Genomic DNA, 11480 nt, shown 5'->3' on the forward strand with positions numbered 1-11480 from the left:
ATGGCCGACCACGAGAGCGGTACCGGCGATGCGGCCGCGGACGCGCTGAGGGCCGCGATCACGGACGAGCCACTGCCGGACGGTGCCCTGGAGGACGAGGAGTTCGCGGCGGACCACCGGGCAGCGCTGGCCGACGTGGCGGTGCTGCGGGAGCAGCTGAAGATGATCGGCGCCGCCCTCGCGGAGCCGGAGGCGCCGCCCGGTGATCCGGCACCGAGGCGTTCGGCCGGCCGGCCGGACGGTACTCCCGGGAAAGGCTCCCGAAGGCCCCGCGCACGACGGGCCTTCGCGGTCGGCACCATGATCGCGACGGCTCTGGCCGGCGTGGTGGTGGGGATGTCGTGGCTGGTGGCGCGGGGCGGCGGGGACGGAGTGTCCTCCTCCGACGCAAGCAGTTCCAAGCAGGATGCCGACGGCGGTGCCACGGACAGCGAGAAGGCGGGCGGGGCACGGAACGGCCCCATCCGGATCGCCTGCGCCCGGATCGTCGTCGAGGGTACCGTCGTCCGTGTCGAAGGGGCCCCCGGTACCCGGCAGGACCTGGTCACCGTCGACGTGGACCGCTACTACAAGCCGGAGGAGGGCAAGGGCGAGATCACCTTCCCGATGGCCATGGACGCCCACCCTCCGCTCCGCAGAGGCGACCAGGCCCTGGTCGTGATCTCGGGCGGCGCTGCCACCCCCGACATCTTGACCACGGGCGAGAGGGAAATCGCCTACGACCGCGCGTGGATCCTCAAGGCACTGCCGGAGGCGGACGGGCTGAGGTGCACCGGGCGATGACGCTGTCGGCGCACGGCCTGCGCCGTCCCCTCGTCGGCAGCCCGGTCGAATCACCGCCGGCGGCCCTGTCGAACGATCCGTGATGCTTCTGCGTCATAGGAGAAACACGATGGGGGGAGAGCACCGGTGCCGACGAGAAGATCCCCGCGTGCCGAAGCGGATCCGCTCGCCGAAGATCCGCTCGACGCGGTCCAGGCGGACCGGGTCCGTGCGGTCCTGGCGCTCGGCGGGGTACCCCAGGACGATCTCCAGGACGGATTGCAGCAGGTCCGGCTACGCCTGCTGGAGCGCCGGGCGCGTCGTGAGGAACCTCCACGTGACATCGGTGCGTGGGCGGCGGTGGTGGCGTCGAACCTCGCGGTCGACTGGCACCGGACGAAGCATCGGCAGGAGCGGGTCAGCGAACGGCTCTCCCTGTTGAGCGCTCCGGACGCCCAGGTCCAGGGCGGCCCCGAGGAGAGGGTGCTGGCCCTCGCGGTCGCCGAGGGTCTCGACGCACTGCCCGCCGCGCAGCGGCAACTGCTCGTCCTGCGCTACTACGTGGATCTCTCGGTGCCTCAGATCGCCGAGCAGCTGGGGATCCCGTTGGGAACGGTCAAGAGCAGGTTGTACGCGGCGGCGAACCTGATGCGTGAGCGGCTGCGAGTGGAAGAGGTGGCGTGACGGTGCACGAGCACGAGCAGCCGGTGAACGACGAGCAGATGATGGCGGTCCTGCTGGGAGAGCCCTCGCCGCCCGGACCGGACGGCGCCGAACAGCACGCGGCCGCGGAACGGGACATGGCCGTGGTGCGGGAGCAACTGCGGTGGATCGGGGACGGCCTGGCCCGGAAGGCGGCCGCGGTGGCACCGGACCCGCAGGTGTCGCGGGAGGGGTCGCACGCGGACTCACGGGAACCGCGGACGGCTGTCCGTCGCTCCTCCCGCCCGCACAAGGGCCTGCTCGCGCTGGCGGCTTCCGCGGCCGTCGTCCTGGGGGGCACCGCCGCCTATCTCATCGCCCACAACGGTGCCGCGGACGATGGCGGCGGCGACGCCAAGCTCACCCCGGAGGGGGTCGTCGCCTGTTCGACTGCGGTGGCCGAGGGCACGGTGGTTCGTGTCGAACAGCTGACCGGCGACGAGAAGTTCAGGGTCGTACTCGATGTGGACCGCCACTACAAGCCGGAGAGCGGGAAGCCCCGGCTGAGCTTCACCACGGAAGGGGCGGAGACGAGGACGTACTACAGGACGGGCGTGCGGATGCTGGTCGTGGTCTCCCGGTTCGCGGCCGAGGGGCCCGAGACCTTCCGGGAGGGCGATCCCGCGGACGCCGGCCCCGGCGGGACCGGGAAGGACCCGGGTGACGCCCTGGCCTGGGGGCGCGAGTGGGTCAAGAGGGCCCTGCCGGGTGCGGAAGGTCTCGGCTGCCCCGTCGAGTGACACGCGCTCCTGATCAAATTCGTTGCATTCCCGTCACCGCCCCTTTACTTTTCTCCTGCGTGATCTTTGTGGCAGGTGCATGCCACATACCGTCGTAGGGGGGATGTGCTGTGAGGACGAGGAGAACGAGGGTTTCCTGGAGAACCGCCGTCGCCGTGGCCGCCGCGAGCGCGGTCATCGGGGCCGGCGCGTGGAGCGTCTCCGGGGAGGGGTCCGCAGACGGCGCGCGTCTCGACGCGCAGGCCGAGCGGATCGTGCACGGGCGTGAGACCCGGGTGTTCAAGAGCCTGGAGCAACTGATCGGAACGACGCCGTACATCGTCAAGGCGACGGTCACGGACGTCCGGCCCGGACGGACCGTCGGCGGCGAGGAGGACGACGGCGGTGCCACTCAGGCCAGGGACGTGACCCTCTCCATCGAGACGAAGTACAAGAAGACCCTGCTTCCGGCCACCCTCGTCGTCGAGGAGTGGGGCTGGGACGACACGGGCGCCGGCTATCAGGTGGAGAACGTCGCCTGGAGCGAGGTGGGGGACAAGGGGTACTACTTCCTCACCAGGAGCCAGGACGCCGACGACCGCTACCGGCTCATCAATACCCAGGGCCGGATGCTGGAGACCGGCGACGGGTTCCTCGAACTGTCGGCGGATCCCGATTCGGAACTGGCCGTTGCCGTCGACGGAATGGATTCGCTGGAATTCGGCCAGCGGATCAAGTACCTGCTGCTGCCGGAAAACAGCGACCAACTCGAGACCGTCACGGAACCGCCGACGGCCCCCAGCGCCTCCCAGACCGCACCCGCGCCCGAGGACGGCGGCGAGGAACCCTACCCCGGTGACAATGTCGACGACGGCTCGGAGCCCAGCGCCTCGGCCACCGGCTGATGGCCCCGCGCACCGTCTTCCGCACCGTCCGTCCTGACAGAAAGCGAACCGACGTGCCGAGAGTCCTTCCCCGGCTGACCACCGCCCTCACCGTGGCGGCCGCGCTCACCCTGGCGATTCCTTCCGCGGCCCGGGCCGACCACGACGACAGCGCCACCGACCCCGACAACAGGAACCAGGCCGTCAAGGGCTTCAGCCTGACCGCCAACGGTACCAAGGCGATGAATCACGGCAAGGCCGAACTCGAACGCAGTGTCATCACCACCTCGTGGGGAGGCGGGGACATCGAGGTCTACGACAAGAACTACGGTGACACCGGCTGGTACGGGCGTACGGACTGCACGAACTGGAATGCCCTGTGGACCTCCTGCGACATCATCCGGGTCCGGCTCAACACCAAGTGGTCGCTGAGCGCATCGCAGTGGCGCAGCCTCGGCTGCCACGAGTTCGGCCACACCGCTGATCTGGGGCACCGCAAGGGGTCCAACGACAGCGACAACAACTCCTGTATGCGGGTGAACATCTGGCCCACCCACTACGACCAGCACGACCTCAACGCGATCAAGGCGGGGACCTGATCATGCGGAAGACGCTTCTGGTCGCCTCGGTGACCGCGGCGGTGCTCGCGCTGGGCGCCACCGGATTCCACGTCCTCGGCGAGTCGGAGGTCGACGGGTTCAAGGACTCGGCGCGGAGCGCGGCGTTCTGCCGCACAGCGGCTCCACTGGATCTTCAGCGGACCGAGGAGCTGTCGGCGCACGAACGGAAGCACATCATCGAGGACCTCAACGACGGCCTCCCCGGGAAGGTCTCGAACGACTTCGACCGGCTGCTCGCCTGGTACGAGCACCCCGAGCCGGAACACGAGGAAGCAGCCCGCAAGTCCAGTTACGCGGTCGGTGAGTTCATCGAGCGGGTGTGCGCGGACGTCAACATCGGCGGCATCCGGGCATCCGGTTAGAACCTGTCCGGTCGGCCCACCCGGCCGGACGCGCGCAAGAGGCCGGGGGCGGGCATCCGGAAGGACGCCCGCCCCTGGCCTGTCGTACGGGTACCACTTGCTACTACGGCGTGACCTTGCCGATCCGCACACTGCCGATGCCCGCGGCCGTACCGCGCGCGTTCACCAGCTGGACCTGGCCGAAGAATTCCCGGCCCGCGGGCGCCGCGGCCGCGACGGTGACCGATCCGGACACCGTCGCGGAGCCGCCCGCCCCGAGCTTCACCGGTGCCGAGTCGACGCTGATGCTGCCGAGCGCGGCGGAGAAGAACACGTCCTGGTAGTCGTACGAGGTGGAGCCGGACGGCACCGAGTAGCCGATGACCTGGACCGTGTACGTACCGGCGGCGGGCGAGGCGACGGAGACCGCCTCCTCCGAGTCGCCGTCGGCGGAACTGCCCACCACCTTGCCTGCCGCGTCGACCACGGCCAGGTCGAGATCGGCTGCCGGGTCGGAGACGTTGCCGATGACGACGTCCAGCGACGCGGCGCCCGCGGGCACCTGGACGGTCGTGGTCTGCGTCACGCCCTCCGTGATGGCGGGCCGCGCCGACTTCGAGGAGCCGAGCGGGCCGCCCACCAGCCTGCCGTCGATCGCCGCGAACCTGTTCGTCACCTTCCAGGAGGCGGCGACCGGAGTGCCGACCTCGGCCTCGGGAACGGTCACGACGTCCGGGTCGAAGGTCACGCCGAGCACCTCGGCGTCCAGCCTGTACGGGTTGTCGAGCACCGGCGACGTACGGCGGGACTCGACCTCGATCTCCCAGACGCCCGGCTGCGGCTCGCTGTAGGAGCGCAGGTCGGGGCGGCAGCCGTTGCCGTCGAGGTAGTTGTTGTAGCAGTTCGGGGTCGAGGTGCTGTCGACCGGGACGCCGTACGGGTGGATGGCGATGAACCGGGTCTGGCTGCCGGCCTTCAGCCCGCCGATGGAGACCTGGAGGTTCTCGGCGCCCTCGGGGACGGTCACGAAGTACGACTTGCTGGAGTTGCGCTGGACCGTGCCGGACGCGGAGAAGGCGTACTTCTGCGCGGCGGCCAGCGGGGCGGCGACCACCACGGTGGTGAGGACCTGCTTGTCGACGCCCTCGGTGCGCGGGTCGTCGACCTCCAGGATGGCGCTGCTCAGCCCGGCGCTCGTGGGCCTGGCCTCGACCTTCACCGTCACCGGCTTGTTCAGCGGCAGCGAGACCTCGTCCTCGCCGACGATCCGGAACGTCCTGTCCCGGTTGTTCTCCAGCCGCAGTTCGTGCCGGACCGCGCGGTCCGCGCCGGTCGTCCGGGTCACGGTGACGTCGTACGTCTTCTTCTGGCCGGCCTTCAGGCCGCCCTCGCGGTCGTAGAGGCCGGTGCCGAAGCCCGGGGTCTTGAGCGCGAAGTCGACCGCGGTGTCGACCGGGGCCTTCACCGTGTACTCGTGGGCGGTGGCGCCGCGGCGGATCGACTTCCAGGCGTCCTGGATGTCGATGAGGCCCGCACCCTCCTCGTACGCCTGCGTACCGCTGATGTGGTCGGCGGTCGAGGTCAGCGCGGTGCGCAGCTTCGCGGGCGTCAGGTCGATGCGCTTCTGCTTCGCGGCGCTCAGGAGCAGCGCGGACGCGCCCGCCGCCTGCGGGGACGCCATCGAGGTGCCCTGGAGCATCGAGTAGCCGGGCGGCAGGGAGTAGCCCGCCTCGGCGACCGGGCCGCCGGGGAACCAGGTCTGCGTGGTGTTGATCGCCGCGCCGGGCGCGGTCAGCGTGGGCGTGAAGCCGCCGTCCTCGCGCGGGCCGCGCGAGGAGAAGGGCATCATCGCGTACTTCTTCGCCACGGCCGAGCCGTAGTTGGCGGCCCAGGTCTCCCTGGAGGCGGACGCGCCGACCGAGATGACCTTGTCGGCCAGACCGGGGTCGCCGATGGTGTTGGCGCCGGGGCCGGAGTTGCCGGCCGAGATGACCAGCTGCACACCGTAGGTGTCGATGAGGCGCGTGTAGAGCTCGGCGCGCGCGTTGTTGCCGTCGTTGAGCGCGGGCAGGCCGCCGATCGACATGTTCACGATGTCGACGCCGCGGTCGGCGACGAGGTCGATCATGCCCTCGGTGAGCGCGACGTTCGTGCAGCCGCCGGTCCAGGTGCAGGCGCGCGAGGAGACGAGCTTGGCGCCGGGTGCCGCGCCGTTCATCTTCCCGCCGAACAGCTTGCTGGCGGCGGTGATGCCCGCGACGTGCGTGCCGTGCTCGGACTCGATGATGCCGATGTTGACGAAGTCGGACTTCTTGCCGACCCAGCTGCCGCCGAGCGGGTCCATCGGGACGTCCTTGCGGATCTCCACGACGAACGGCACGCGCTCGGCGACGGCCGTCGCCGGGTCGTCGGTGCCGAAGTAGCCGATCTGGTAGCCATCCTTGTACGGCTTCATCGGGGTGTCGTCCGTGAAGTCGTTGTCGTCGTTCAGGTCGACGCGGGCGGTCCCGGCCGCGGCGTCGTAGAGGACGCCCCAGCTGTCGGTGGTGTCGCCGTCGCGGTTCAGGTCGCCGTTGGCGTCGCCGCCGGTGGACGCGGACTCGCGGAAGCGGCTGACCGCGTAGTCCCCGGCCGGGGCCCGCCAGCTCTCGCCGTCGTAGGTGAAGACCGGGCCCGAGCGGGCGTTGGTCATGGGCTGCCAGGTCGCGTCGCTGTCGATCAGCGGGTCGGTGGCCGTCACCCAGTCGACGATCTTGCGCTCGCCGGTCGTGGTCCTTTGCAGCGCGGGGTGCGCCACGTCGACACCGGAGTCGAGGATGCCGATGGTGACGCCGCGGCCGTCCGCCTTCGGGTTGTCCTCCACGAAGTCGACGGCGCCCGTCTCGAAGGACGGGTTGTACGGGTTCTTCGCCGGCGTGTTCTTCCCGGGCGCGGGGTACGCGCCGGCGGTCGGAGCCTTCTCGGCACCCTTGGCCCGGTCGGCGGACGGGGTCGGGTCGTCCAGCGCGATCTCCTGGCGCAGGTCGATGCCGTGCACGGAGGAGAGTTTGGCGGCCGCCGCGATGGCCGCCTCGGCCCGGGCGGTCGGCACGGTGGCGCGGACGTAGCCGAGCTTGTCGTGGGTGCGGCCCACGGAGCCGCCCTTGACCGCGTCCAGCTGCCCGGCGACCTGCTCGGTCTGCCCCGGGGCGGTGGCGATCATCATCGTGACGTTCTTGTCGCCGGCCGCCTGCGCCTCGGCGAGGAGGTCGGCGTCGGCCGAACCGAGCTTGCCGCGCGCGGACTTGACCGGCGCGTCGGCGGCGGGGGCGCCCGGGTCGTCCGCGGCCAGGGCCATGGGTATCGGCCCGGCCGCGGAGAGCGCGGCCACGAGGCCGGCGGCGACGGCCAGGCGGGCCGCCCGTCTCGCGCCGGTGATCGGAGCGCGCTGAGGGTTGGGGGTCATCAGCATCCTTTGGAGGTAAAGGAAAAGTCCGTTCGTGATCGGATCGATCGCGTCAGTCCGGTATGTGAACCCGGATGGCCGCTCAGCTTTACCCACGAGGTGGACTTTTGGGGAGGGCTGACCGGGATGTGAGGTGTGCATGGCGTAATTCCGCCATACGTCATGCGGTCCATCTCGGGCCAAACCGGGACGCGCGGATGGACGTGACGTAACGTCTGCCCATGCACAAGGAGTTGCGGGTGGCGGCCTACGCCGTGTGCGTGCGGGACGGGCGGATACTCCTCGCGCGCTGGGTGTCGCGCAAGGACGGCAGGCTCTGGACGCTGCCCGGCGGCGGCATGGACCACGGCGAGGACCCGTACGACACCGTCGTGCGGGAGGTGGAGGAGGAGACCGGGTACGCGGCCGAGCCGGTCGCCCTGCTCGGCGTCGACACGCTCCGGGAGACCCATCCGCGCCGCCTCGGTGCCGACGTCGACTTCCACGGTCTGCGGATCGTCTACGAGGCCCGCGTCACCGGCGGCGAGCTGCGCCACGAGACCGGCGGTTCCACCGACATGGCGGCTTGGTACCCGCTTGAGGAGGTGCCCGCGTTGAAGCGGTCGGGACTCGTCGACCTCGGGCTCGCACTGTGGCGGGAGCGGCCCGCGCGAGGACGGGTGACGGACGTCCTCGGGCGCCCCGAGCGTCCCGCGGCGGCCGGCGGATAGCGGCCGGGGCCTCCCCCTACCCAGCCGGATGAACGCCGAGTGACCGGTCCGCCTCGGTTCGGGGAGGGCCCGGTGGACGCGGAGGGTGGTGCGAGATCGACGTACGGTGATCGGTGCCGCCCGTTGCCGTCCAGTTAACGCCCAGGCCATCCCCGGTGCCAACCATCCAGTAGTGACGGGAAGTTCGTGCGAGCGAACCGCCCGCGACCACTGCTGACGCGTTCGTACCCGGGGAGACCGCGCCATGTCGCGCACACGCTCTGTCGCCACCACCGCCCGTGACCGCCGCGCCTTCCTGGCCGCCACCGGGGCGGTGTCCCTCTCCGCGGGCATCGGCTTCGCGCTGCGGCCGGGCACCGGCGAGGCCGCCGCCGGCACCGCTGCCGCCCCCGCGCAGGGGCAGTCCGTCGCCGTCTCCCGCAGGGCGCCGGCCGCGCCCCTGGCCCCGTACACGCGGGGCACCACCCTCTCCACCCTCGCGGCCGCGCGTCCGGGCTCCGGGTTCCGCCGGCTCGGTGACGGGCCCGCCTGGCCGCGTGTCGTCCGCGGCGACCTGGCCGCCGCCGGGGCGGGGCGGGCCGGACGGCGTACCGCGCTCGCCGCGTTCGTGCAGTTCACCGACCTGCACCTGGTCGACGTACAGCACCCGCTGCGGTACGAGTACCTGCGCGCCCAGACCGCCAGCGCCTGGCGCCCCCAGGAGTCCCTGTCGGTGCCCGGCGCGGTCTCGCTCGTCGAGCGCGTCAACGCGCTGCGCGGCGCCCCCGTCACCGGGTCCCCGCTGCACTTCGTGATGACCACCGGCGACAACACCGACAACAACGCCAAGACGGAGCTGGACTGGTTCCTGAAGGTGATGAGCGGCGGCCGCATCACCCCCAACTCCGGTGACCCGGACCACTACGAGGGCGTGCAGAACAGCGACCTCAAGCTGTACTGGCAGCCCGACTCGGCCCTGCGCGACGCCGACAAGCAGCTCGGTTTCCCGCGCATCGAGGGCTTCCTCGCCGCCGCGATCCGCGAGGTGCGCAGCCCCGGCCTGAACCTGCCCTGGTACTCCACGGTCGGCAACCACGACTCGCTGCCCGGCGGCTGCTACGCGCCCGGCGACCCCTTCTTCGCCGAGTTCGCGGTCGGCGGCAGGAAGCTGATGACGCTCGACGAGTCCATCGGCACCGGCTTCTGGAAGAACGTCAAGAAGGGCGGCGACCCGAAGGGCACCGACTTCAAGGCGATGCTCGGGTCCCAGGCGCGCAGGATGCGCCCGGTCACCCCGGACGAGGGCCGCGCCCCCTTCACCCCCGCCGAGTACCTCCGGGCCCACCTCGACCCGGCGCACACCGGCACGGGCCCCGTCGGCCACGGTTACTCGCAGGCCAACCTGGCCGAGAAGACCCAGTACTACACGTTCCGGATCGCGGACGACCTGCTCGGCATCAGCCTCGACACCACCGACCCGGGCGGCCACTACGAGGGCTCGCTCGGCACCGCCCAGCTGCGGTGGCTGGAGCGCGCGCTCGAAGCGGCCGAGAAGAACAAGGAACACGTCATCGTCTTCAGCCACCACACCAGCAAGACCATGCGCAACCTCCGCGAGGACCCGGCGCGCCCGGGGGAGCGGCGGCACGGCGGCGACGAGGTGCTCGCCGTGCTCGGCGCCCACCGGCCGGTACTGGCCTGGGTGAACGGCCACAGCCACAAGAACAGGATCACCCCGCACGCCGCCCCGGACGGCCGCTCCTTCTGGGAGGTCTCCACCGCCTCGCACGTCGACTTCCCGCAGCTCGCCCGGGTGATCGAGGTCGCCGACAACCACGACGGCACGATCTCCCTGTTCACCACGCTCATCGAGTCCGCGGCCCCGCACGACACGGACTTCGCGGACCTGTCCCAGACGGGCCTGGCGGCCCTGTACCGGGAACTGGCGTACAACGCCCCCGGCGCCCGCACGGACCTGTCCGGCGACCCGGAGGACCGCAACACGGAGCTGGTGCTGAAGAAGGGCTGACCTCCCGGGCGCCGGTCCACGACGCATCCGCGCCTACCGGGGCAGCACCACGACGTACGCGGCCGGGTCGTGGTCCCCGGCCCGATCGTGGTCCCCGGCCGGGTCGTGGTCCCCGGCCGCCATGAGCGCCGTCCGCACGGCCGCCGCCTGCTGCTCCGGCGCGTCCCGCAGCTTCTTCGGCGTGACGTGGACGACCGTGATCCCGAGCCGCTCCAGCCGTTCCCGCTTGCGGGCGTACTCGGACCACGTCGCGTCGTCGTCCTGCCGCGGCGCCCGGGTGTCGAGTTCGAGGGCGACGGCGTGGTCGGGCCAGTACGCGTCGAGACCGCCGAGGCGTGCCCCGCCGGGCAGCCGCAGGTCCACGTTCCAGACGGGGTCGGGCAGGCCGTGCTCGGCGACCATGCGGTAGAGCCGGTCCTCGGCGACGGCGCGGCCCTCCGCGAGCAGGCAGCCGACCGCGTCCACCACGTGCGGCCTGCTCAGCAGCCGGGCCTGCGCCAGTTCCCGTACGACGGCCGCGGGGTCGCAGTGGCCGCCGCGCACCGCCTCGGTGAGCAGCCGGCGTACGGCTCCCGCGTCCGTGAGGTGGGCGGCCGCGTCGGCCAGCGCGCGCGGGACGGGCGCCACCGGCAGGCCGTTGATCCGCTCGGGCTCCGGCACGCCCCCCGCGCGCACGATCCGGGCGCAGCCCGTCGAGCGCAGCCGGCGCAGCCGCGGGACGAGGACGTCGATCCGGTCCAGGGAGAGCAGCGGGGGAGCGGACGGGAAGCCGTGCAGGGCGAGCGCCGCGAGACCGGTGATCATCGCGTCGGCGTACCGCTGCGGGGGATGCGGTGGACGCGAGGGGCGTGGGGGGTGCGGAGGGCGTGGGGGGTGCGGCGCACCGGCGTCCGGCCGGACGGGGACCCCCGGCTCGGTGACGGGCGGGCAGGCGGCGTACATCAGGACCGCGTGCAGCCGTTCCTCGCTGGTGGCGGGGCCGGGGCGGAGCAGGAACACCCCCGGCAGGAGCTGCTGCCAGGAGCCGCCCGGCCGGCACTGCGCGCCGATGTCGGCGCCGGTCACGCCCCGGGCCCGGAGCTGTGCGGCGGTCAGCACCCGCTGCTGCACGTCGGGCAGGTGACGGAACGGCCGGGGGGAGAGCGGGGTGTTGTGGTTCATGCCCTCGAATCTCCCGCCTCCGGCCGTCCTCCTAACCGCTGTTACACGCTCGTCGTCAAACCAGGACGAAGCCGTCCTGAAGCACACACGTCCGACCGCCGAAACCCCCTGGTCCGCCAGGGGGTCAC

10 protein-coding genes are annotated in these 11480 nt (G+C 71.7%); 8 read left to right on the plus strand and 2 right to left on the minus strand.

The genetic code is table 11. The features are described 5' to 3' along the window. The 6 genes from KM933_RS15385 (at position 1) to KM933_RS15410 (ending at position 4049) form a co-directional block, all read left to right on the plus strand. On the plus strand, positions 1 to 783 hold the full coding sequence (locus KM933_RS15385) for a hypothetical protein (protein ID WP_221352437.1): 783 nt from the start codon (positions 1 to 3) through the stop codon (positions 781 to 783). 126 nt (positions 784 to 909) lie between these two features. Further along, positions 910 to 1446 (plus strand): RNA polymerase sigma factor, encoded by a 537-nt coding sequence (locus KM933_RS15390; RefSeq protein WP_221352439.1) that lies wholly within the window; start codon positions 910 to 912, stop codon positions 1444 to 1446. Further along, entirely contained in the window at positions 1443 to 2204 is a 762-nt protein-coding gene (locus tag KM933_RS15395; RefSeq protein ID WP_221352441.1) for a hypothetical protein, read from the plus strand. Before KM933_RS15390 ends, KM933_RS15395 begins: the two co-directional genes overlap by 4 nt. Positions 2205 to 2359: 155 nt before the next feature. Continuing rightward, on the plus strand, positions 2360 to 3088 hold the full coding sequence (locus tag KM933_RS15400) for a hypothetical protein (RefSeq protein WP_221352443.1): 729 nt from the start codon (positions 2360 to 2362) through the stop codon (positions 3086 to 3088). 53 nt (positions 3089 to 3141) lie between these two features. Beyond that, positions 3142 to 3666, plus strand: coding sequence for a hypothetical protein (locus tag KM933_RS15405; RefSeq protein WP_221352445.1), 525 nt, complete (start codon positions 3142 to 3144; stop codon positions 3664 to 3666). A gap of 2 nt (positions 3667 to 3668) precedes the next feature. Beyond that, complete coding sequence (locus KM933_RS15410) at positions 3669 to 4049, plus strand: hypothetical protein (RefSeq protein WP_221352447.1); 381 nt, start codon at positions 3669 to 3671, stop codon at positions 4047 to 4049. A gap of 103 nt (positions 4050 to 4152) precedes the next feature. On the opposite strand, the gene KM933_RS15415 is transcribed toward KM933_RS15410, so the two are convergent. Next, positions 4153 to 7473 (minus strand): S8 family serine peptidase, encoded by a 3321-nt coding sequence (locus KM933_RS15415; RefSeq protein ID WP_221352449.1) that lies wholly within the window; start codon positions 7471 to 7473, stop codon positions 4153 to 4155. A gap of 221 nt (positions 7474 to 7694) precedes the next feature. Here KM933_RS15415 and KM933_RS15420 point away from each other — a divergent pair, with 221 nt between their 5' ends. Both KM933_RS15420 and KM933_RS15425 read left to right on the plus strand, forming a co-directional pair. Continuing rightward, complete coding sequence (locus KM933_RS15420) at positions 7695 to 8183, plus strand: NUDIX hydrolase (protein ID WP_221352451.1); 489 nt, start codon at positions 7695 to 7697, stop codon at positions 8181 to 8183. Between the two features lie 244 nt (positions 8184 to 8427). Next, the gene (locus tag KM933_RS15425) at positions 8428 to 10191 is read left to right on the plus strand and encodes a TIGR03767 family metallophosphoesterase (RefSeq protein WP_221352453.1); all 1764 of its coding nucleotides are present in this window, start codon (positions 8428 to 8430) and stop codon (positions 10189 to 10191) included. A 33-nt stretch (positions 10192 to 10224) separates the two neighbouring features. Here the strand turns inward: KM933_RS15425 and KM933_RS15430 are convergent, their stop codons facing one another. Beyond that, complete coding sequence (locus tag KM933_RS15430; protein ID WP_221352455.1) at positions 10225 to 11352, minus strand: hypothetical protein; 1128 nt, start codon at positions 11350 to 11352, stop codon at positions 10225 to 10227. Positions 11353 to 11480: the final 128 nt, after the last annotated feature.

The organism is Streptomyces beigongshangae, from assembly GCF_019710745.1.
GTDB classification, from domain to species: domain Bacteria; phylum Actinomycetota; class Actinomycetes; order Streptomycetales; family Streptomycetaceae; genus Streptomyces; species Streptomyces beigongshangae.